This is a genomic window from Kordia sp., assembly GCF_022447245.1.
Lineage (GTDB): Bacteria > Bacteroidota > Bacteroidia > Flavobacteriales > Flavobacteriaceae > Kordia.
In genome coordinates this window covers 131,635-154,549 of the sequence record NZ_JAKVBC010000007.1, presented here as the reverse complement: position 1 = coordinate 154,549, position 22,915 = coordinate 131,635, and the positions used below count along the sequence as shown (strand labels likewise).

Here is a 22,915-nt window from a genome sequence, read left to right as displayed (position 1 = left end):
ATACGTTGTTTGCACTAATTTTTTTCGATTCTAAAGCCAACCTCTGAGATTCCCTTTAAGCTTTGGATTCCTTGAGATTCATTGATTTTTCGCATGGCTTGCTGTATGGTGATTTCGTAGGTTCCTTTGAAAGGAAAACGCACATTTTCTTTGTACCAAAGTTTACTTTCCTTAGTTGTCATACCTGTACCAAGCCATTTTCCGTCAGGTGCTGCCATTTCATACTCTAAGGTATCTGTAACAACATTCCCATTTGGAAAGTTCATGTTTACAATAAGAAATAAGTTACGAAACTCATATTCGTTCGTATTTCTTACGTTGACAAACAAATTGTAATTGCTTGTACTATCTGGCTGTTGGAATTTGAAATGTAAAGGAGTGTTCTTTTCCCAAGATGTTCCTGTGGAAACATATTGATCATAGACACGATTGCCATCACAAGAAATGAATAGTAGTATAGAAAGAATACATACTAAAAATGCGTATTTATTTGGGCTTTGCATTTTTGTTCGATTTTTTACGTCTGTTGTTATTCTTGTTTCCAGTGTTTTTTGGTCCTCTAGCAGTATCACCTTGTTGTTTGGCTCTATTGTTATTTTTGTTACGAGGATTGTTTTTTCCACTGCTGTTGCCTTTTTTGCCTGCGTTTCCTGCTTTTTGTTTTTGATTGTTATTATTGTTGTTTTTTACAGTTGCGCCAGCTTTGGCATTGTTGTTTCTACGCTTTTTCTTGTTTTGTACGCCTCTTCTTTTTCGATTTCGAGTGGGTTTCTTATCAAATCGTGTAAGGCTATCTTGTCCTACAACGTTTTCAAAGTTTGTTTTAGTATCTTCTTCCATAAGTTCTAAAGCATATTCTTCCAAACTTATGACTTTTTCTTTTTTTGTATTGAGTTCAATGATTTCATTGGCTTGCTCAGTTGTAAGTTTATGCCAATTCATCCATTCACCTTCGTATGCATACCAAATATATCCTTTAAAGATATCTGTTTTTTGGCAAACTGCAGTTCCTTTTTCTGTGTAGAGTTTTACGTCGCTTTTTGGAAACTGTTGTAATGCTTCTAAATACGCATCTAATTCAAAATTCAAACAGCATTTTAACTTTCCACATTGTCCTGCTAGTTTTTGAGGATTTAAGGAAAGTTGCTGGTATCTGGCTGCAGCCGTATTTACAGAACGAAAATCTGTCAACCAAGTGGAACAACATAATTCGCGTCCACAAGATCCAATTCCGCCCAAGCGCGCTGCTTCTTGACGAAAACCTATTTGGCGCATTTCTATACGAATGCTAAAGGCTTTTGCCATATCTTTAATTAACTGACGGAAATCTACACGATCATCCGCAGTATAATAAAAGGTAGCTTTAGATCCATCTCCTTGAAACTCTACATCTGAGATTTTCATTTGCAAACCAAGTGCAATAGCCAACTCGCGTGAACGTTTTTTGATCGCTTCTTCTCTATCGCGTGCACGCGACCAAACATCAATATCTTTTTGTGATGCTTTTCTGTATACTTTTTTTATTTCTTCACTTTCTGGGCTTATTTTTTTCTTGCGCATTTGTACACGCACCAATTCGCCCGTAAGCGTTACTATACCCACATCATGTCCTGGAGAAGCTTCGGTAGCTACAATATCTCCAATACTTAGGGTTAAGTTTTCTGTATTTCTATAAAAATGCTTTCTACTGTTTTTAAAGCGCACCTCAATACAATCAAATGGGGTTTGATTGCTAGGCAACGACATATTTGATAACCAATTAAATACCGTTAGCTTATTACAGCTATCAGTGCCACAAGTACCGTTGTTTTTACAGCCTCTTGGTTGACCATCTTTACCAGTTGAACAACTGTTACAACTCATATTTTTATATATAGAATCTGCTATTCGGGAATGCAGACGTAGGGTTTGTATTCTTTCTCTAAAAATGTAAAGATAGGATTATTTCTGTAGCATCGAAAATCTACTTTTTATACTTCAATACTTCCGAGCGTCCTTTTTTAAAGATTTTGTTGCTAACTTCTTTCCCTTTTCGAAGCTCTTTTTGTCTAGCCATTGGCAAATTATATATAGATTTGCAATCACTAGAGCAGCAACCATCCATCTTTTTGGCACAGTCTTCACATTGGATAAAGAGTAAATGACAGGCTTGGTTTGCACAGTTTACATGTGTATCACATGGTTTTCCACATTGATGACAATTGGCAATGATATGATTTGAAATTCGTTCACCTCTTCGGTGATCGAACACGAAGTTTTTACCTATAAATTTATTTTCTAGGTTTTGCGCTTCTACCTGACGTGCATAATTGATAATTCCGCCTTCAAGTTGATACACATTTTTAAAACCTTTGTGTTTAAAGTAGGCACTGGCTTTTTCACAACGAATTCCACCTGTACAATACATAACAAGGTTTTTATCTTCTTTGTGTTCTTTTAAGTTGTCTTCTATAATTGGTAATGATTCTCTAAATGTGTCTACATCTGGCGTGATAGCTCCTTGAAAATGACCAATTTCACTTTCGTAATGGTTTCGCATATCTACCAAAATTGTATTTTCATCATCTAGTAAATCATTAAATTTAGCGGCAGCTACGTGTGTTCCTTTATCAGTTACATCAAAGCTTTCGTCATTCAATCCGTCTGCTACAATCTTATCTCTTACTTTCACTTTTAGCTTAAGGAACGACTTATTATCTTGCTCAATCGCTACATTTAATCGTACATTTTCTAAAAATGAAATTGTATCTAAATGCTCTTTAAATGTATTAAAGTTTTCAGCAGGCACAGAAAGTTGTGCGTTGATGCCTTCATAAGACACATAAATTCTTCCTAGAACGCCGATATTGTCCCAGTTAATGAATAAGTGATTTCGTAAAATTTCTGGATTTCCGATGTGTGCGTATTTATAGAAAGAAATCGTCATACGATCTTTACCGGCTTTCTCGATAAGTTCTGCTCTTTCCTTTGCACTTAATTTATTGTACAGTTGCATGCTATATCAATTTTTAAGTTAAAGTGAATATTTTCGACAAAAGTACATTTTTTGTCTTAACTACCACATTTTATGCTAAAAAATAACGCTTATTAGAAAAATACGACGCTTACAAAGTTTATTTACAATTACTAAAACAAATGGTGTACTTTAGTTTTCAACAAGAGGAAAAATAATTAAAACAGATACGCTTGTTTTGGATGTTTTTGGGGAAAATTGTTCCAGAAAAATAGATGGAAAGAAGGGAAAAAAGCATGTTTTTGAATGCTTAAAATAACTTTTTACTGCAACTACAGGAAAAATAAAAGTGCTCCTATGTGGACAGAAGCACTTTTACTAGCTAATTCATTGTTAATATTCAATTTTTCTATTGAAGAATAGAATCAACAATGAAGCTAGCCACCGTCAAGCCTGCAATTCCCGAATAATGGAACCGAAGCATTATCTCGTGTGTTGTAAATAAATCTGTTTAAAATTCTCATTTTTTTAAGCAATTTTACTAGATAGATGTCCATTTTTTAAAAAGGTTGCGTCAAATTGTAAAATTTTTTAGGTGGATTTATTGAAAATGAGAAATCGCAAATTGTTTTCAGGGAAAAGAAATAGTAATTTAGCATCGTTCAAATTAATAGAAAATTGACATAATGAGTTCAGATAAAGAAAAAGAAGCAAAATTAAAAGCGTTAAAACTTACCTTAGACAAATTAGACAAAACCTACGGAAAAGGTTCTGTAATGAAATTAGGTGATACTATTGTAGAAGAAGTTGATACAATATCTTCTGGATCACTTGGTTTAGATATTGCCTTAGGAGTTGGTGGATACCCAAGAGGAAGAGTCATTGAAATTTTTGGTCCTGAATCTTCTGGTAAAACAACCTTGACCTTACACGCCATGGCAGAAGCTCAGAAAAAAGGAGGAATTGCTGCTTTTATTGATGCAGAGCACGCTTTTGATCGTTTTTATGCTGAAAAGTTAGGAGTTGATATTGATAATTTAATTATCTCACAACCAGATCATGGAGAGCAAGCCTTAGAAATTGCTGATAACTTAATCCGTTCTGGTGCTATTGATATTGTTGTGATTGACTCGGTAGCTGCATTGACACCAAAGAGTGAGATTGAAGGTGAAATGGGAGACTCTAAAATGGGATTACATGCTCGTTTGATGTCGCAAGCATTGCGTAAATTAACGGCTTCCATTAGTAAAACCAATTGTACGGTAATCTTCATTAACCAATTACGTGAAAAAATTGGTGTAATGTTTGGAAACCCAGAAACAACTACTGGTGGAAATGCGTTAAAATTCTATGCTTCTGTTCGTTTAGACATCAGACGTTCTACACAAATCAAAGGAACTGATGGTGAAGTAAAAGGAAACAAAACACGTGTAAAAGTGGTGAAGAACAAAGTAGCACCACCTTTTAAAACGGTTGAATTTGACATTATGTATGGAGCAGGTGTGTCTAAAGTAGGAGAAATTTTAGATATCGGTGTAAACTATGAAATTGTGAAAAAGAGCGGTTCTTGGTTTAGCTATGGAGATTCTAAACTAGGACAAGGTCGCGATGCAGTAAAGTCACTATTGGAAGATAATCCTGAGTTGTTAGAAGAACTAGAAGTGAAAATAAAAGAGGCTATCGCAAATAGCTAAAACCTTACTTCTATAGCAGCCTTTCTGCCATAACCTTCAATGTAAAGTTTAAAAAAATCCCTATATCGGGATTTTTTTTATTTTTAGACGCAACCTTTTAATAGTTAACACATCTAATTGAAAATTAGTTTATTATTTTATATGAAGAAGATATTATTTTTGGCTTTGATAGTGAGTTAAATGATTTTCAATTCATGCGTAGTTGATGATAACGCATCGGATGTTCAATTTAGTTTTGAACTTGTCCCTGTAGACAGCGTTGAAATGCCTTTAGCTTTTAGTCTTGGAAGTACATACACTATCAGTGTAACATACAAACGACCATCTACTTGTCATGCATTTAGCAATTTTGAATATGTACAGCAAACAGGAAATGTCAGAACCGTAGCAGTCGTAAACTTTGTAACTATTGGAACTGATTGCGAAACACTAGAAGAAGAATTTAAAACTGAAACGTTTGGCTTTAATGCACTTAGTTCCGAACCATATACTTTTAAATTTTGGCAAGGAAGAGATGACGAAGGAGAAGACATATACTTAGTTTATGAAGTGCCTGTCAACAACAATAATTAGATGAAAAGCTACTAAGAAAAACAAATAAAACGAGTGAGTTTAAATCAACTCATACATAAATGTAAGAACAACGACCGTGATGCACAAGCGCAACTGTATAGAGATTATGCCAAAAAACTATACGCTACAAGCTTAAAGTACTCTCGGAACAAGCTTGAAGCGGAAGATAATCTGCAGGACAGTTTTATGGTTATTTTTGAAAAAATTGGTCAGTATAATTTTAAAGGCTCGTTTGAAGGTTGGCTTAGAAGAATTACCGTGAACACCGTACTTCAAAAATATAGAAGCAAAGGTGTTTTTGAGGTTGTAAATGAACGAGCACTGAAAGAAGAACCAGTAACCGTATATGAAGAAGATATTTCTTTAGATTATTTATTGAACATCGTACAAGAGTTACCAGATCGATATAGGCTGGTATTCAATTTATATGTGCTTGATGATTATTCGCATCAAGAAATCGCAGAAATGTTGAACATTTCGCAGGGAACTTCAAAATCAAATTTAGCGCGAGCTCGGATGATTTTGAAGACTAAAGTAGAATCGTTTAAAAAAAAAATCGCCATAAATGAGTGATCAAAATAATATAGATAATTTCTTTCGGAACCGTTTCAAAGATTTTGAAGCTTCTCCCGATCCCGATTTATGGGATAAAATCTCCGACAGATTAGATGAAAAAGAGGCTGAAGAGAAAAAAGAAGGCGGCATTGTGCTATTACCATGGCTGTATAAAGCTATAGGAACTGCTGCTGCCATTGCATTACTGTTTTTTGTAGGAACAAAATTTATCGGTTCAGATGGTACTGAAACTATTGATCCAAACAATCAAATTACCAATACGACAAAAGATAGTTCATCTCAAAAAGATGTGAACAACACCACAAATAATTCACAAGTTACAGATACAAACAATACAAATTCAGAACAAAACTCAACACAAGATATTAAGAATAGTTCCTCTGAAGGTGTATTACAAAATAAAGAGAAAATTGCCAATGAAAACAATATTGACAATGACGCGCACAAGTTGAAGAATGGAAAAGACAATACTTTTCAAAAAGGATCTGCCTTGCAAAACGCTGTTGTACAACAAAATGGAACACAACATAATTCCAACACTAATGTCAATAGAAGTGATAAAAACACCTTTCAAAATGGCAATGTAACGTATCAGGAAAATGCTGTTGCAAATACAACGAATAACAGCAATAAAACAGGAACTGCTGACCAAAAAAATCATTTCAAAAACACAAAAGATCTTAACAAGATTAAGAATGGTAATGATACATCCAATAATCCTTTAGTGAAGAATACCGTTGTAGACAATCAAGTTAATGAATCGGAAGGAACTAATATTGTAAATGGAAAAGGTTCTGAAATAAATTCAAATGTTAACGCAGTTACAAACAAGACTTCATCTGCCGTAGCACAAAATGATACGCAATCAAAATCGAATTCGTCAGAAACTAATTCCAATTCAAATAGCGCTACAGATGGAACAAATGCAGCTACAGAGAATATTGAAAAAGCAGTTGCTGATACACAAAAAGAAGAAAAACCAGAAATTAAAAAGTCAATCTTAGATGTTATTAACGATTTACACGATTTAGAAAAAGATAAAACAGAAGTAGCAGAAACACCAATTAGTAAATGGACTGTTTCGCCAAATGCTTCGCCTGTATATTACAACACACTCAGCAATGGTTCTCCAATTGATGAGACTTTTGCTGATAATGCAAAAAAGGGTGACATTAATCTGAGTTACGGTGTAAATGTTGGATATGATATTTCAAAAAAATTAACCGTCCGTTCTGGAATTCACAGAGTAGAATATAGTTACAGCACAAGAGATATTGCACTGGTTCCTTCGTTTGATGGACCAGAATTGACAACGATCCAATTTAAAAACAGTGATGCTGCATTTAATATTCAAGACCGTCAAGCTCCAACAGGAGAAACGTTTTCACAATATCAATTTCCAACAACAGAAACCTCTACCATTTTTCAAAAACAAATTGAAGGAGATTTAAGTCAGCGTATGACGTATATAGAAGTTCCTGTGGAATTGAAGTATGCTGTATTAGATAAAAAATTAGGAATTAATGTTATTGGCGGTGTGAGTACATTGCTATTAACAGAGAATAGTATCATATTTGATTCTCCAGAAATATTAACCGAATTAGGAGAAGCTACCAATGTAAATGACGTGAGTTTTAGTACGAATATTGGAATCGGAATTGATTATAAATTTTCTGATCAATTAGAGTTCAACTTAGAACCGATGCTAAAATATCAGTTAAATACATTTTCAGGAAATACTGGCAACTTCAATCCTTATTCAGTAGGAGTTTATACAGGTGTCAGTTTTAGGTTTTAGTTTTTTAGTTGGTTAGGTATACATGCCATTATACCTTAAAAGCAGTGATGTTTGCCAAAAACCGTTTTCTTACTTTTTGTAGGAAAGCGGTTTTTTTATGAAGAAAGCCTATTAAATATATAAAGGTCAAAGAGCTTTAGTTGATTTTTCTACAAATGACCTTATATTTAAATTATGAAAAAAGAAATTTCATTGCGAATCATTAAAATTGCAATCGCTTTATTATTTGGAATCTTACTATTTCCATACCTAAAAAACATTGCTACAGACTATTTTGATCAACTGAATTATTTCTATGGTTTACTTTTAGGTCTTGTTGTTTCCATTATCTCGCTTGTACTATATTTTACATTGAGAACTGTTCCTTTTTTCAGAAAATTTGATGCTAATAATGGATTGTGTGACTGTATTGACTACTTAGAATCTATAGTAATACTTACCATATGTATTATAATAGGATTAAGTATACTTTCTCCGTTTTGGGTTTGCATTACGTTTATTGCGATGGAAACTTTTCAAATAGTGTTTAAAAAATTGAAAGAATAAGTGCCGCAGCATAGACTTTTCTCTTTATGAAATTCCGTATGCAGTCAATTCATTTAAAATGATATCTCTTGCTTGTATACTCATTGCCTTTTTGTCTGCAACGACTTTCCCTTCTGTACTTAAGAAAGGATGAATAGTAACACGCATACGTCCTGGAGAGCCTAGGAAAAACGAATATGGAAAGCGTTTCTTATTATCCGCAAAAGTCATAGGAACTGTAGGGATTTGATGCTCAATTGCCAAACGAAACGCGCCATCTTTGAATTTGTCTAATACAATATCTTCTTTTGGAACGCCGCCTTCAGGAAATATACAAATGCTCATTCCTTGACTCAGCCGTTCTTGTGCACTGTCGTATACTGCTTTGCGACTTCTGGCGCTTCCTCTATCTACCAAAATACAGGTACGTTTGTAAAAGAAACCAAAAATTGGGATTTTAGAAAGTTCTTTTTTTCCTACAAAAACAAATGGATTTTTGGAAGCTATCAACATCAACATAATGTCAGTCATACTTGTATGATTGGCAATCAACATATAGCTTTTGCCTTTTACAATTTCAGCTTCTCGTTTAAACTTTGGAAAAAAGCCCATTCCGAATAAAATAGGTCTTGCCCATAAGTTTCTTGCAATCCAGAAAAATTGTGGGTACAGTTTTTCACTTGCTGTAAATAATAATAACAACGGAAAAAATATAAGTATAGGAATAAGCACTAAAAGGTAAAACCAAGCGCGCCATAAAACTCTTCCAATATTTTTTACAAAAGTCATCATTAGCGCCAAAAATACACTAAAGTTTCGAAAATGTGTCTAAAAATTATTTTTATGAAACCTCGCACGACAATTTTTAAAAAATTCTTTATAAATGAAGTACATTTGTCAAAATTTCATAATTAAAAATACCAATGGCACGTATATTAACAGGAATTCAAAGTACAGGAACTCCACATTTGGGAAATCTTTTAGGTGCAATTATCCCAGCAATTGAAATGTCTAAAAATGCAGAAAACGAATCTTTTCTGTTTATTGCAGATATGCATTCGCTTACGCAGATTAAAGATGGAGAAACGCTTAGAGAAAACACATATAAAACTGCTGCAACTTGGCTTGCCTTTGGTTTAGATATTAATAAAACTGTTTTTTATCGTCAAAGTGATGTTCCACAAGTAACGGAACTTGCGTGGTATTTAAACTGCTTCTTTCCTTTTTCAAGGTTAGAACTAGCGCATTCTTTTAAAGATAAAGCAGATCGTTTAAGTGATGTTAATGCTGGACTGTTTACCTATCCAATGTTAATGGCGGCAGATATTTTATTATACGATGCTGAAATTGTTCCCGTAGGAAAAGATCAAGAGCAACATTTAGAATTTACCCGAGATGTAGCTTCAAGATTTCACACCAAAATGGGAGAAACTTTTGTAATGCCTTCTGTAAAGTTTAGAGAAGAAACCAAACTTGTCCCTGGAACCGATGGAACCAAGATGAGTAAGAGTAAGAATAATGTAATTGACATTTTTCAAACTGATAAAAAGCTTCGCAAACAAATTATGGGAATCAAAACGGATAGTACACCAATGGAAGATCCGAAAGATCCAGATACTGACAATGTTTTTGCTTTGTATAAGTTGTTAGCTAATGAAAAGCAAATAGCAACCATGCGTCAAAATTATACTGGTGGAAATTACGGCTACGGACATGCAAAACAAGCGTTATTTGAATTGATCGTTGAAACATTCGCTACACAACGCGAGCGTTTTAATCATTACATGGAAAACAAAAACGAAATTGATGCAGCTTTAGCAATTGGTGCTGAAAAAGCGCATACAATAGCAAATAAAGTGTTAGCTAGAGTACGAAAGAAAGTTGGATATTAATTAGATTTTAAACGCTCTGTGCTTTTATATGTATGGTACTTGTATTGGCCTGTTCAGTATTCATCATAGGTTTTACTTGACTCCAGAGACCATGTACGCTTAAAAAAAAGATGCAAAAAGAAAGTTTTTTCATGACGTCGGTATTTTATGAATTAAATAGAACATAAATTCCCAACACTTTAAATCATAACAAACTATATATCAAACACAAAAGCATGCAACAATATCTATTATATTCTTTTTTAGAATGCTGTTTCTAGCGTTTTTCGCGCTTGTTTTAGGTGACGCTCATTATGATATATGAGCACTCTAAAAGTATCTCCAAGTTTTAATTTGATAAGTTTTGAAATAGAAATTGCAGTCTTAGTTTTGTCAAGATTCACATGTTTTGCTTTGTTCAATAAATCTACGATTTGATGTTGTTGATCAATAAATATTTCTAGCGTCTCAACAGTTAATTTTGAATTCAGAGGATTCATAGATTTAAATGTATTCATTTTGTTTAAATTCTCTTTAAAAGCCACCGATTTACTGAGATAACTTCCTAACCAATTGCTTTTAAAAACCTCTGAGTTTTTGTGTTTAGCACTCGCTATTCTCTTTGTCATTTCAGGAATATAAAAGTTTCCATATCGATTCAAGTGTTCAATGCATTCTAGCACGCTCCAACTTTTTGGGTTTTTCTTCCAATTTAAACTACTTATAGGTTGACTCTTAAAGTTTTCAACCACGTTAATGTTTACACATGTAAGTTCTAACAAGTCTTGTAATAATTTTTTTGATGTTGATACCATTGTTTTTTTATCACAAATTTCAGTATCAGTTAGCTCAAAAAAATTGATTCAAATTAAGATTTTTTAATTCTTGAAAGTGTTTCAGGAGTCATTCGTAAATAGGAAGCAATGTACTTATTTGGAATTTCTTGGAATAATTGCGGACTTCGTTGCAAAACTCTCTGGTATCGTTCTAAAGGTGACGATGTAAGAATATCACGTTCTCTTTCCATTTGTTGCAGTACAAAGTTTTCTAAAATTGCCAACCATAATTTTTTATTTTCAGGAGATGAATTAATAAAGTTAGTGTAGTTTTCTTTGCTGATTGCTTTTAAGGTAGTTTTTTTAAGTGCTTGAATATAAAATTCTGATGGTTTTCCGTTTAAAAAAGAATCCAATGCTGCTATCAGATTATTTTGATATCCAAAACGAATGGTGTGCTCTTCAAATTCATCAATCACAAAAATACGTAGGCTTCCACTTTTTACTAGATAAATATTGGTATCAATAGTGCCTTTTACTTTTAAGTATTCGTTGCGTTCTAATGTGATTTCTTTATCCCAAAGGTCTTCAGTAGTTATTCTATTTATCAGAGTTGAGATTGGATTCATAGTTATGATTTTTTATACAGCTTCAAATAGTTTTCCAGGCAATGGTTTTACAACACCTTTCATCTCTAATTGTAATAAAATTGGCGCGATTTTATGAATCGGAAATTTACATTCTAATGCAATACTATCTAATACCATTTGTCCTTTTTCTTGTAAACATGAATGAATAATAGCTTCTTCTGGACTTAAATCTACAAATAATTGTTTTTGTACAGGTTGAAATGGTTCAGTATCTAATTCCCATCCTAAAAGATATACAATATCTGCCGCAGATGTTAAAATATGTGCGCGTTGTTGTTTGATTAAATTATTACAACCAATACTTTGCGAATCGCCTACTCTACCAGGCACAGCAAACACATCTCTGTGATACGAATTTGCAATATGCGCCGTGACTAAACTTCCTCCTTTTTCTGCTGATTCAATGACAATTGTTGCCTGCGACATACCAGCAATCAAACGATTCCGTTTTAAGAAATTTTCCCGATCAGGATTGGATGTACTCCAAAAATCGGTCACAAAAGCACCATTCTCTTCTACCGATTTCATATAACGTTCATGCGCTTTTGGATATATTTGATTCAAACCATGCGCCAAACAACCAATGGTTGGAATATTGTTTTTAATGGCGGCTCTTTGTGCTACAATATCAATTCCGTACGCAAAACCGGAAACGATCGTCGGTTGCAGTGGCGACAAACTATCAATTAATTCTTCACAAAATTGTGTTCCATATTTTGTTGCTTTACGAGTACCCACAATACTGATCATTTTAGGTGCGTTCAAATTTGCAGTTCCTCTTTGAAATAATACGATAGGACTGTCTACACAATGTTGCAAACGTACAGGATAGGTTTCCTCTAAAAAGTAATGTACATCTATTTGTGCTTTCTGAATAAACTTTAATTCGTTCTCGGCGGCTTTTATATTTTTGGAATTCTGTAAATCGGCTAAAATAAAAGTGCCTATTCCATCTATTTTAAGGAGATTTTCTTTCTTTTCTTTCCATACAGCTTCCGCACTTCCACAATGTCTAATTAATCTTTTTGCGATAACATCGCCAATTTTTGCGGTTTTTTGCAAAGCGAGTGCATACACTAATTCTTCTTCCGAATACATATTTAATTCAATTCATTTTAACTATGAAAGTTACAGGATTTTCAGAAAATTAATCAGACGTATATAAAGTTTATTGCCTAAGATTAGTTTCGTTTTTTGAACTCTAAATTCCATGTAAAAAATACAGGTTTAAGATTTGTATGGAATGTAACGGCAGCCAAATAGCTGTATGATAAGCCTATTTCTGTTTAAAAAAATAAAAATGATATCATTTAAATGATTGATTCATACCGCTAAAAACCTAATGTTAATAAAAAGTTATGCAGATATTTTATCGGCTTCAATTTTTTCCTAAATTTGTTTTAATGAGATTAGAACTGTACATAAGCGAACTTTTATATAGATACGAATGTGTAACTGTGCCTAACTTCGGTGCTTTTTTAACGCAGCGAAAAGGAGCACAAGTACATCATACAACCAATGCTTTTTACCCACCAACTAAAGAATTGTCATTCAATGCACAATTGAATTCGAATGATGGTTTGCTGGTAAAGTATATTGCTGATGTAACAAAGGAAGACTATGAAAGTACACTACTTAAAGTACAGTCGGAAGTAGCTACTTGGAAAAAGCGTTTGGACAGTGCTGAAATTATTTCACTTGAAAACATTGGTGATCTTTCTTTAAATGTAGAAGGAAAAATTCAGTTTGAGCCATCTTATCAATTGAATTATTTAACTTCATCATTTGGGCTTTCTTCGTTTGTTTCTTCTGAAATTAGCAGAGTTACTGAGCAAGTTAGAGAAGAAATTACTCCTGTAGTTCTTCAAGAAGAAGTAGAAGAAACTATTCCATTACCTGTTGTTGAAGAAGCTCGTAGTAGACGTTTCCCTTGGACTTATGCGGCAGCGGCAGCTATTATATTAAGCGCTGGTGTTTTTGGATTTAACGAATACAGCAAATCTCAACAAGAACAACAACAAATTGTAGAGGATACCAAAGCGAAAAAATCAATTGATAAGTACATTCAGCAGGCAACGTTTTTTAATACAAATCCTGTAGAATTGCCATCAATTACATTAAAAGTTGCTAAAGAAATACAAAACTATCATGTAGTTGCTGGTGCCTTTAGAATTGAGGAAAATGCACATGAAAAAGTATCAGAATTGCAAGCTGACGGCTTTGATGCGGAATTATTAGGACAAAATCGTTATGGTTTACATCAAGTATCATACGCTAGTTTTTCTACACGTTCTGAAGCGGTAGCAGCTTTAGCAAAAATAAAGAAAACCAAAGCGCCTGAAGCTTGGTTACTAGTTACAGAATAATAATTCACATATACATATACAAAAAGACTGCTATTGCTAGCGGTCTTTTTTGTTTCAATAAAATAGTATATAAATAAACAAGCTCTTCGTAGCGAAGAGCTTGTTTGCTTTCAAAATTACACCTTTGAGAAAACGTTACCTCAAAACTATTTTTTTAGTCACATTATAATCTCCAGAAGTGAATTGCAATACATACATTCCAGCTTTTAGTGATGATAAGTCCAATTCTTTATTGTAGAAACCTGAATTACTACGCAATGCTGTTTCAAATACTTTTTGTCCTGAAGTTGTATAAATAGCAACTTGGTTTGTATTTCCACTTAATTTAGCAACATCGTATAAAAGATTTATTTTTTTGTTTGGTGATGGATTTGGATAAATTCCAAAAGATACACTTTCACCTACTTCAGAAACGCTTAACAAGCTAGTTACATTTTCATGATGGAATGTTAAGTCTCCACTAGAACTTCCTGAAAAAGCTGAAAAATAAACTCTATAAATTGTATTATCAGCATATTTTACATAAAAAGCGCTATCAGAATTTACAGAAAAACCTGCTCCTGTAAAAGATTTCCAATCATACCCAATTGTATTGATATCTGTAGAATACGTTAATACAGGATTTGCTGGCATTCCTCCTGCTTCTTCGTTTTGTGCAACAGTTATTTCACTACTTTGTAATGCTCCAGTAACTAAATACATTGTATTTGGCGCAAGCTCTGTATAATATCGAGTAAATACAAAATCCCAATCAGCCACTGCTGGCTCTGCTACAACTTCTGAATCAGTTGATAAAGAATAGTAATTATATTTATTAGCAGGATTGCTTGAATTAGCTACAACAGCTGTTTGATCTGCACTCCAAGCACTTCCTGTCCATGTACTATACTTGAATGTATATGCTCCAAAATAATCTTCAATGATCAACTTTCTGTATGTTCCGTCTGCATACTTTAATACAAAAATGATGGAACCAATAATATGATGTGTCACAGGATTGTAAGTTCCCCATCCAACACCAAATGGCGGCGTATTAGCAGATCCTTTCATAAAAGCACCGTTGTTCCAGTCTGTATCACTGTTGTATAATTGCGTCCAAGTAGCTTCGTTTGCGATATCAATAGCGTTCCAATCAGCTGGTGTATTTGAAGCTTCAAATACTTCAATTCCAATACTACCATTTACACGAATAGCTTGATTTAAGTTACTTTCTCTTAAAAAAGCAATATCCCAAGAGTTTGCAACAAACGATGTTGTCGTTTCTGAGCTTATCTTGTAATACACTTGATTTGCATAGCCAGTGCCCATACCAGTGTTTACAGTAATTTCCTGTGCTTTTATTGCAGTAAAGCTTGCGATTAAAAAGCAGATTAAAAGTAATTTTGTTTTCATTTGTTGATATTTAATTAATTTAAGTCAAATGGAATTTGCCAATAATCATTTCTGTTGAGTTCAACGCAGCTCTTATGGCGCATTCCGTTGTTCCGTTTTAAAATTTGATGTGAATATTAATGTTATTGTAAAAGTTTATATTCAAATTCTGGGTAACCGCGCTCACCATCTTGATTGGTAAGTGCTAAGAATTTTAGTTTGTATAGATTTCCGTTTGGATCTTTGATGATGTAATATCTATCTGTACGAGCTGTTCCTGAGAATACATCACGCCAGCTGCTTCCAATTGTTGTTTGATCTTCTGAAAAGTTAGCTTCTACCACATCTGATGCCGTAAAACTATCATACTCAACATCACTTGTATTTACTAGATAAGAAACCGCAGCTCCTTTTCTATTATGCGTTACAAAGTCTGAAAAACCATAACTTCCTGCACCTGGTAAAATGTTTGTCATTACTGTAAAACAGATATCCCATTTGTCTTTTATAGGCTCTACAGAAACAAGATTGTTTGTATTGAAGCTAAAATGTTTGAAATTAAATTCGGTGTCTTTGGAAATGGTAATTTCTTGATGTATAGTATCATCTAAGTTAGCATATTGCAATACGTAATCTTCTCCACTGCGTAGAATTCGTATTTTTTTCCAACCTCTTGCATCACCTGCTACCGCTACACTTCCAACGTTTGGTGTTGCCGTACCAACCTCGTATCCAAGATTTACCAAATACACTTTATTATCAGCATCATTTGCTGAAATTTCATTGATTGCCGTTTCTAAAATACTTCCATTTGGCGCATCAACATACGCTGCATTTGAAGGGTCAAATGTTCCTACAGCCACTTGCGGTTGTAAACAATAAACTATCGCAGATGTTACGGCGTCAATATTTGTTTCTGTAAGTTCAGCGGCTGCCATATAATAGAACCGTTGATCGTTACCCTAAATTCATTCCCATTATAAAAGCCTAAGTCCCAAGAATCGCGTTGCGCTAAAGTGGTACTTTCACTGCTTAAATCCACAAATACTTGATTTCCTTCATTTGGTCCTCCAAGTTCAGGAGCAATACTTCCACCTAATGCTGCCGAAGAATTAATCACAAAGTCTGTGTTTCCCTGCACGTTGGAATTATCGTAATTAATAGAAGCTATCGAGAAATTAATTAAGGTGGTTTCATCAAGTGTATTACTTAACTTATTGAATACAATTTCATTTTGAATTTGTCCAGAAGTAATCGGTAATTCAATCGTATTATTCACAGCAGCAGGAATAGTACTAAAATCTTGTCCGTACACTGCATTTGTTGGCAATACTTGTATGGTAACAAAACCATTTTGTATTGCTGTTTCCGAATACACTAATTGAATGGTTTCTTGACTTTCTATGTCTTGTAAATTTTTCGATAAACTTTCAAAAGCCACTACAAATGGATCGCTTTGTAAGCTATCATCTTCACTACATGCGCTTATAAAAATCGTAAATGCTACAAGTAAAAATTGTTGTAATCTTGTCTTCATGATCTATAGATTTAAATTGTATGCTAGTCTTAAAAAGTAGGATCTTCCATATCCGATTAACAAACTTGTTGGCGGTCCATCATGCGCTCCTCCAGAAAAAGCACTTGTATTTACATTGGTAACATCGAATAGATTTCGCACTCCAAATGTGGTTTCTATTGTATTGTTAAAGAATCCTTTCTTTACCGTAGCTTCTAACCAACTGTAGGCATCGGTAGTTCCACGCACAAACTCTTGATTTCCTTCTGCATTTGTTTTTTCAACGAATTGATATTGTTTTCCAAGATGTTTGAAATACACAGCAAATGTGGAATTCCATTTAGGAACACGGTAATTGATATTACTGTTTACTTGAAAATTGTACAGAAAATCATCGTTTGAATTCGTGTTGCTATCCAACACTTTTGAAACTCCTAAAATTGAGAATCCTAATTGTGCTTGTAGATTTTTGTATTGCAATGCATTTTCAAAAAATACTCCGAGAGATTTATAAGAATCTATATTGTTGTACTGAAACGCCAATGGATTTTGCTGCACTATAATCAATTCAATTCTATCTTTTACATCTAAATAGGCGAGGCTAATTTTATTTTTTAATTGAATGGCATCATCTGCCAACCAAGAACGCTTTTTTAAGTGTAAAAACGCTGATAATCCACGTTCAGGATTTAAGTTTGGATTCCCTTGTACATTATGATTTACATCTACAAAATAGGTGAACAATTCGTCATAACTAGGTGTTCTGTTTGAAGAACCTACAATTCCGCGCAATTCCCAATCTCCTTTAAAGAGGTATTTAGAACTCAAAGAAAATACATACTGATTGTCAAACAAATTGGTAAAGGAAACTCTAGCGCCAGGACGTAAAGAGAAGCGATCTGACACATTGATTTCAGAGGAAGCAAAAAAGTCATAATTGCTCAATCGTTGCGAAACTGCACTTTCTGTAGGGTCAATCGTAATGGCTAATGGCGAACCTGAACCTTTTTCATTTGTAAACTCATAACCAGCTTGTAGATTAAATTTTTCTGTTTGTACTAAATTGCTAAATGTTCCTCTAGAAAATAACGCTGAACGTGATAAATATTCTCCTTTTTGAATATTCAATCTCTCGTCTCGACGGATACGATACGTATAAGTTTCTAAATCTTTGGTTTGTTCTTGGTACGAAAGAGAAATATTAAAGTTTACTTGTTTTCCAAACTTTCCGTTACTGTTTACATGATGAATTAAACGCTCGTTTGTATAAATTTCATCCAACGCTAGCGGGTCACTTGTGCTAGTCGCAGGGTTTTCATTTAGATTTACAATAGGATTGAATCTATCAATATTCTCGTTAAAATAATCGAACTTGTAGAAAACGTTGAAATTGTCTTTCTTATAATTCAATAATAACTTTGCATTGTGTTGTTCTTTTGGCAACCAAACATGACCACGTAATCCATCATTTCGGTCATATACTTCTCCTTGCCTATTATCCCAAAAACCACCAAAATCATTTCGTGTATAGGTAATATCTCCATATAAATCATCTGTAAAATTATGTCCTATTTTAACCGATTGAATATGCCGTCCTTTGTCAAACCAGTCGTACTCATTACCAACCGTTTCTTCTTGAACATAAGCATTAATACGAGTTTTGTATGCTGACGATTTCTTTGTAATGATATTGATTACTCCAGAAACTGCATTGGCTCCATATTGCACGCCCATAGCACCTTCCACAATTTCAATTTGTTGAATATCATCAAGATTTATCAGTGTTAAATCGACGTTATTTCCAACACCTTCTTCATTAATTACAGGAACATTGTCAATTAAAATTTTAAAATATTGCGCATCTAAACCGAATAATGTAACTCCTGATTTCCCTGTAGAAGCATTTGGAATGATGTTTATGTTCAATGACTGATTTAACAAGTCAGCTAGGTTATTCGCAGCGCGTTGTTTGATCTCTTTTCTGTCAATTACTTTTACTTCAAAAACCGACTTTTTAACCGATTGCGGATTATGCTGTCCTGTAATTACAACTGTTTCAAGCTTTTCAACTTTGACAGAATCTTTCTTTGCTTCGTCTTTTTTCTGACTAAATGCCGCATTCACCAAAAAAAATGAAAAAATAATGCAGAAATAATTTTTATTTAGACTCATTCTATTTTAAATTTGCTGCAAATATATAGGTTATTTTAATTCAATCTAAATAAGTATAAATAAATTTTAAATTATTTTTCTGATAACGCTAATCAATATTAACATGAGAAAAATCGCAATAATATTCGTTTTAACCATACTAAGTATCAACACCATACTAGCTCAGAGTAAAAAGAAAAAAGATAGAAACGCTATCAAAGAAATGTGTGGCTGTTTTGAAGTTACCTTCAATTTTGCTGAAACTTTTCAGTATAGTAACGATTCATTATACAAACCATCGAAAACAAAAACTGATAAAGCTTTAGAATGGGCACAGTTAGTTGTAGATGAAAAAAATAAAATCTCTATCCAGCATTTATTACAAGTAGGAAATCCTGCAAAACCATATATCGTAAAACACTGGAGACAAGATTGGTTATATGAAAACACAGATTTCTATATGTATAACGGTGACAATAATTGGGTTTATGAAAAGAAATCGAAGTCTGATGTTAAAAAACAATGGACACAAAAAGTATTTCAAGTAGATGATAGTCCACGTTATGAAGGTTCTGGAACTTGGGTTCATGTTGATGGAAAAAGCTTCTGGGAAAACACAACAGATGCACCATTACCAAGACGTGAATATACAAAACGTAGCGATTATAATGTAACTGTTCGTGGCAACAGACATGAAATAACAAATGATGGTTGGGTTCACGATCAAGATAACTTAAAAGTAATTCGTGAAGCAGGAAAAGACGATATCATTATTGCAAGTGAAAAAGGATACAATACCTATAAAAAAGTAGCTGATAGTCGTTGTAAAGGCGCTGCTGATTGGTGGAAAGAACATCAAGAAAAATGGGCAACTGTTCGTAAAAAATGGGCAGAAGTATATGGAAGAGATACCAACTTATCATTACAGGCAAAAGTAGACAACAAAGTATTATACAAGTATTTGTTTGCTGATGAAATGACTAAGGAAGATGAGATTAATGAAGTCATAGAATCTTTTGTAAAGAAATAAAACAGCTATGCAAAATATAAAGACATATATCTCAAGTTTATTGCTTTTGTTTGTTGGTTTGAGCTTGGCTCAAGAGTCTAATGAGTTTTTGAGCAGAGCGTATTGGAAAACCAATCCAAGCATAGCAGATATTAAGAAAAAAATAGCCGAAGGAAACGATATTGCAGAATTAGATCGTCACATGTTTGATGCAGTTTCCATGGCGCTTATCGAAAAAACAGATAATAAAACCATTAAATATTTACTTTCTAAAAAAGGAAATGACGTTAATAAATTAACGCATGACGGAAGAACGTATATATTTTGGGCAGCCTACAGAGATAATCTGGAAATAATGCGATTTTTAGTTGAAAAAGGTGCGAAAACAGACATCATTGATAGCCATGGGTATTCTTTGGCAAATTTTGCAGCAGTTACAGGTCAGTTAAATCCTGACTTGTATAATTTTTGTCTCATTCATGGTGCAGATTTTACAAAAGAAACCAATAACAATGGCGCTAATGCACTACTGTTAGTAGCACCTTTTGCTAAAGAGTATTCAATTATTGACTATTTTATCTCGAAAGGACTTTCACTAAAAAGTACAGACAACAACGGAAATGGAATTTTTAATTATGCCGCCAAAGCTGGAAATATTCCATTGATGAAACGTTTGATTGCGAATGGAATTGATTATAAATCGGTTAGTACCAAAGGAGAAAACGCCATCATTTTTGCAAGTCGTGGTTTGCGAAAAAAAACAAATACCTTGGATACATTTAAATACCTAGCATCGTTAGGAATTGCACCAAATGTTATCACAACTGATGGCGAAACTCCTTTGCATGCACTTTCATACAAATCAAAAGATGTAGAAACATTTAAATATTTTGTAGAAAAAGGAGTTGATGTAAATCAAGCAAATACTGATGGAGACACATCACTTTTATATGCAGCTTCAAGCAACAATGAAGAAGTAATCAAATATTTAGCTTCGCTTACAAAAGATATCAATCACCAAAACAAAGAAGGAAGATCAGCTTTATCAAATGCTGTACGTCGTAACTCTTTTGAGGTTATAGCATTTCTTCTTGAAAAAGGTGCAAATGTAAACGTTGTAGATAAAGAGCAAAACAATCTTGGGTATTATGTATTGAAGAATTACAATGCTAAAAAACCAGAAAACTTCCATAAAAAGCTTGCTTTGTTAAAAAGCAAAGGATTCAATTTCAAGAAGGCGCAAACTAATGGGAATTCACTATTCCACTTAGCACTTGAGTCTGAAAACTTAGACCTTCTTCAATATGTGCATTCACTTGGTATAGATGTAAATCAACAAAATAAAGATGGTATTTCTCCATTGCATATGGCAGCCATGAAAGCCAAGAATACAAAGATTTTAAAGTATTTACTATCGATTGGAGCTGACAAATCACAGAAAACTGCTTTTGAAGAAAGTGTGTATGATTTGGCACAAGAAAATGAATTATTACAACAAGAAAATATAGATATCACCTTTTTGAAATAATATAAATGAAATGAGCCATAATAATTCGATTAATTCTTATGAAAAATTCCATTGGCAAATTCCATTCGACAAACAAAAAGCAATAAATATCAACAAATGAAAAAAACAATCATAACCATTTTTACAGTCACTTGTCTACTTTCTGCATTTGCATTGATGAGTTTTAAAAATATGGAGGCTTCTAAATACAAATGTATGATTCAGATGAAAAATTACACAGGTGAAGGCGCTTATGTGGTCATTTCTTTATTAGACAATAACAATAAATATGTACAAACATTGTATGTACAAGGAAATGATGACGAATGGTACTCTGACATTACTGAATGGTGGAAGTTTCATGGAAAAAGACGTCCGGATATCGATGCCATAACTGGAGAAACAATCAGTGGCGGCGAGCGCAAAATCAGTGTCATTGAAATTCCGAACGATAAAATCGATGCAGGTTATAAAATTCGTTTTGAGACTGCGGTAGAAGATCAAGAGTATTACACAGATGATGTGCAATTTGAACTCACATCAAAAACTGTTAAAAGTAAGGTAGAAGGAAAAGGGTTTATACGATACATTCGTATGATTCCTCAACAAATTTAGCTATGTAATGGCAATTTCAATCTGGAGATATAGTCACCTCATGTTGGCTATATCTTCTTCTCTTTTTATAGTATTGGCTTCCGTTACGGGAATTATTCTAGCATTTGAGCCTATTTCAAATCAGCTAGAACCTTTTGCTATAAAGAATTTAGATGAAATTTCTATTGCAACTACAGTTGATGCTTTACAAAAAAAATACGATGAGGTCATCTATGTAAAAGTATCCAATGATGATTTTGTGGTTGCTTCTGTCATTACAAAAGAAGGTGATAGTGAAACATTTTATATCAATCCAACGTCAGGAGAAAAGCTAGGCAACATTGTTGAAAAAGCACCTGTTTTTAAATTTGCTACCAACTTACATCGTTCACTTTTTTTAAAAAGCACAGGACGTTTTTTAGTCGGTTTTGCTTCCTTATTGCTATTTCTTATTGCTATAACTGGAATCTTCCTTATTGCAAAGCGTCAAGGAGGTTTTAAACGCTTTTTTTCTAAGGTTGTCAAAGAGAATTTTCAACAATATTATCATGTTCAATTGGGGAAAATATTATTTATTCCTTTAGCAATTATTACGCTTACTGGCGTATACTTATCGCTTGAAAAGTTTTCTTGGCTTCCATCCTATCAAGTTTCGCATCAAAATGTTGAGCTTACAGAAACTATTCCTAAAAAAACACTTCCGTCAGATTTTGAATTGTTTCAAAATACCTCACTGGCCGAATTAAAAAGTATTGAGTTTCCTTTTTCTACCGACGTAGAAGATTATTTTTTGATTGAACTCGCAGATAAAGAATTACAAATACATCAATATACAGGTGAAGTTTTAAGTTTATATCAATTTCCTTGGGTTGCATTAGCTTCTCAATGGAGTTTAATTTTACATACTGGGCAAGGCAGTATTTGGTGGGCTATTGTGTTGTTGGTCGCCAGTATTGCTTTGCTATTTTTTATCTATTAAGGTTTT

The 22,915-nt window shown here is 33.5% G+C and carries 22 protein-coding genes; 11 read left to right on the top strand and 11 right to left on the bottom strand.

Annotated features, from left to right (window positions below; genetic code table 11):
• Positions 1 to 14: 14 nt before the first annotated feature.
• The 3 genes from MK119_RS07050 to MK119_RS07040 all read right to left on the bottom strand — a co-directional run bounded on the left by MK119_RS07050 (position 15) and on the right by MK119_RS07040 (position 2,995).
• Positions 15 to 503, bottom strand: coding sequence for a gliding motility lipoprotein GldH (locus MK119_RS07050; protein ID WP_290672228.1), 489 nt, complete (start codon positions 501 to 503; stop codon positions 15 to 17).
• On the bottom strand, positions 487 to 1,863 hold the full coding sequence (gene ricT, locus MK119_RS07045; RefSeq protein WP_290672225.1) for a regulatory iron-sulfur-containing complex subunit RicT: 1,377 nt from the start codon (positions 1,861 to 1,863) through the stop codon (positions 487 to 489). The genes MK119_RS07050 and ricT overlap by 17 nt, the downstream gene beginning before the upstream one ends.
• A gap of 100 nt (positions 1,864 to 1,963) precedes the next feature.
• Positions 1,964 to 2,995 carry a rhodanese-related sulfurtransferase gene (locus tag MK119_RS07040; protein WP_290672222.1) on the bottom strand — a complete coding sequence of 344 codons (1,032 nt, stop codon included), beginning with the start codon at positions 2,993 to 2,995 and terminating at the stop codon, positions 1,964 to 1,966.
• Between the two features lie 644 nt (positions 2,996 to 3,639).
• Between MK119_RS07040 and recA the strand changes: the two genes are divergently transcribed.
• The 5 genes from recA (at position 3,640) to MK119_RS07015 (ending at position 8,140) form a co-directional block, all read left to right on the top strand.
• Complete coding sequence (gene recA, locus MK119_RS07035) at positions 3,640 to 4,647, top strand: recombinase RecA (protein ID WP_290672219.1); 1,008 nt, start codon at positions 3,640 to 3,642, stop codon at positions 4,645 to 4,647.
• A 180-nt stretch (positions 4,648 to 4,827) separates the two neighbouring features.
• On the top strand, positions 4,828 to 5,220 hold the full coding sequence (locus MK119_RS07030; protein WP_290672216.1) for a hypothetical protein: 393 nt from the start codon (positions 4,828 to 4,830) through the stop codon (positions 5,218 to 5,220).
• 33 nt (positions 5,221 to 5,253) lie between these two features.
• Positions 5,254 to 5,793, top strand: a complete 540-nt coding sequence (locus MK119_RS07025; RefSeq protein ID WP_290672213.1) for a sigma-70 family RNA polymerase sigma factor — start codon at positions 5,254 to 5,256, stop codon at positions 5,791 to 5,793.
• Positions 5,786 to 7,594, top strand: a complete 1,809-nt coding sequence (locus MK119_RS07020; protein ID WP_290672211.1) for a hypothetical protein — start codon at positions 5,786 to 5,788, stop codon at positions 7,592 to 7,594. Before MK119_RS07025 ends, MK119_RS07020 begins: the two co-directional genes overlap by 8 nt.
• 174 nt (positions 7,595 to 7,768) lie before the next feature.
• Positions 7,769 to 8,140 (top strand): hypothetical protein, encoded by a 372-nt coding sequence (locus MK119_RS07015; protein WP_290672210.1) that lies wholly within the window; start codon positions 7,769 to 7,771, stop codon positions 8,138 to 8,140.
• 24 nt (positions 8,141 to 8,164) lie between these two features.
• On the opposite strand, the gene MK119_RS07010 is transcribed toward MK119_RS07015, so the two are convergent.
• Positions 8,165 to 8,911: a lysophospholipid acyltransferase family protein gene (locus tag MK119_RS07010; RefSeq protein ID WP_290672207.1), complete on the bottom strand. Its 747-nt coding sequence runs from the start codon at positions 8,909 to 8,911 to the stop codon at positions 8,165 to 8,167.
• Between the two features lie 131 nt (positions 8,912 to 9,042).
• On the opposite strand from MK119_RS07010, the gene trpS reads away from it, so the two are divergent.
• Positions 9,043 to 10,011: a tryptophan--tRNA ligase gene (gene trpS, locus MK119_RS07005; RefSeq protein ID WP_290672205.1), complete on the top strand. Its 969-nt coding sequence runs from the start codon at positions 9,043 to 9,045 to the stop codon at positions 10,009 to 10,011.
• Positions 10,012 to 10,253: 242 nt separating this feature from the next.
• Here trpS and MK119_RS07000 read toward each other — a convergent pair whose 3' ends face one another.
• The 3 genes from MK119_RS07000 to dprA are packed head-to-tail and all read right to left on the bottom strand — an operon-like array spanning position 10,254 to position 12,514.
• Positions 10,254 to 10,805 carry a DinB family protein gene (locus MK119_RS07000; RefSeq protein WP_290672203.1) on the bottom strand — a complete coding sequence of 184 codons (552 nt, stop codon included), beginning with the start codon at positions 10,803 to 10,805 and terminating at the stop codon, positions 10,254 to 10,256.
• A gap of 53 nt (positions 10,806 to 10,858) precedes the next feature.
• Complete coding sequence (locus MK119_RS06995; protein WP_290672200.1) at positions 10,859 to 11,395, bottom strand: Crp/Fnr family transcriptional regulator; 537 nt, start codon at positions 11,393 to 11,395, stop codon at positions 10,859 to 10,861.
• A 12-nt stretch (positions 11,396 to 11,407) separates the two neighbouring features.
• Positions 11,408 to 12,514: a DNA-processing protein DprA gene (dprA, locus tag MK119_RS06990; protein ID WP_290672198.1), complete on the bottom strand. Its 1,107-nt coding sequence runs from the start codon at positions 12,512 to 12,514 to the stop codon at positions 11,408 to 11,410.
• Between the two features lie 305 nt (positions 12,515 to 12,819).
• Between dprA and MK119_RS06985 the strand changes: the two genes are divergently transcribed.
• Complete coding sequence (locus MK119_RS06985) at positions 12,820 to 13,782, top strand: SPOR domain-containing protein (RefSeq protein WP_290672196.1); 963 nt, start codon at positions 12,820 to 12,822, stop codon at positions 13,780 to 13,782.
• A 135-nt stretch (positions 13,783 to 13,917) separates the two neighbouring features.
• On the opposite strand, the gene MK119_RS06980 is transcribed toward MK119_RS06985, so the two are convergent.
• From MK119_RS06980 to MK119_RS06970, 4 genes are all read right to left on the bottom strand, one after another.
• Positions 13,918 to 15,174, bottom strand: a complete 1,257-nt coding sequence (locus MK119_RS06980; RefSeq protein ID WP_290672193.1) for an HmuY family protein — start codon at positions 15,172 to 15,174, stop codon at positions 13,918 to 13,920.
• Between the two features lie 122 nt (positions 15,175 to 15,296).
• The gene (locus MK119_RS24240; protein ID WP_366512778.1) at positions 15,297 to 16,091 is read right to left on the bottom strand and encodes an HmuY family protein; all 795 of its coding nucleotides are present in this window, start codon (positions 16,089 to 16,091) and stop codon (positions 15,297 to 15,299) included.
• Positions 16,049 to 16,690 carry a hypothetical protein gene (locus tag MK119_RS24235; RefSeq protein WP_366512777.1) on the bottom strand — a complete coding sequence of 214 codons (642 nt, stop codon included), beginning with the start codon at positions 16,688 to 16,690 and terminating at the stop codon, positions 16,049 to 16,051. The genes MK119_RS24240 and MK119_RS24235 overlap by 43 nt, the downstream gene beginning before the upstream one ends.
• 3 nt (positions 16,691 to 16,693) lie before the next feature.
• Positions 16,694 to 18,841, bottom strand: a complete 2,148-nt coding sequence (locus MK119_RS06970; RefSeq protein WP_290672191.1) for a TonB-dependent receptor plug domain-containing protein — start codon at positions 18,839 to 18,841, stop codon at positions 16,694 to 16,696.
• 103 nt (positions 18,842 to 18,944) lie between these two features.
• Between MK119_RS06970 and MK119_RS06965 the strand changes: the two genes are divergently transcribed.
• The 4 genes from MK119_RS06965 to MK119_RS06950 all read left to right on the top strand — a co-directional run bounded on the left by MK119_RS06965 (position 18,945) and on the right by MK119_RS06950 (position 22,909).
• The gene (locus tag MK119_RS06965; RefSeq protein WP_290672189.1) at positions 18,945 to 19,850 is read left to right on the top strand and encodes a DUF6607 family protein; all 906 of its coding nucleotides are present in this window, start codon (positions 18,945 to 18,947) and stop codon (positions 19,848 to 19,850) included.
• Between the two features lie 7 nt (positions 19,851 to 19,857).
• The gene (locus MK119_RS06960) at positions 19,858 to 21,357 is read left to right on the top strand and encodes an ankyrin repeat domain-containing protein (protein ID WP_290672187.1); all 1,500 of its coding nucleotides are present in this window, start codon (positions 19,858 to 19,860) and stop codon (positions 21,355 to 21,357) included.
• Positions 21,358 to 21,453: 96 nt separating this feature from the next.
• On the top strand, positions 21,454 to 21,951 hold the full coding sequence (locus MK119_RS06955; protein ID WP_290672184.1) for a DUF2271 domain-containing protein: 498 nt from the start codon (positions 21,454 to 21,456) through the stop codon (positions 21,949 to 21,951).
• Positions 21,952 to 21,958: 7 nt separating this feature from the next.
• Positions 21,959 to 22,909 (top strand): PepSY-associated TM helix domain-containing protein, encoded by a 951-nt coding sequence (locus tag MK119_RS06950; protein WP_290672183.1) that lies wholly within the window; start codon positions 21,959 to 21,961, stop codon positions 22,907 to 22,909.
• The last annotated feature ends 6 nt before the right edge of the window (positions 22,910 to 22,915 follow it).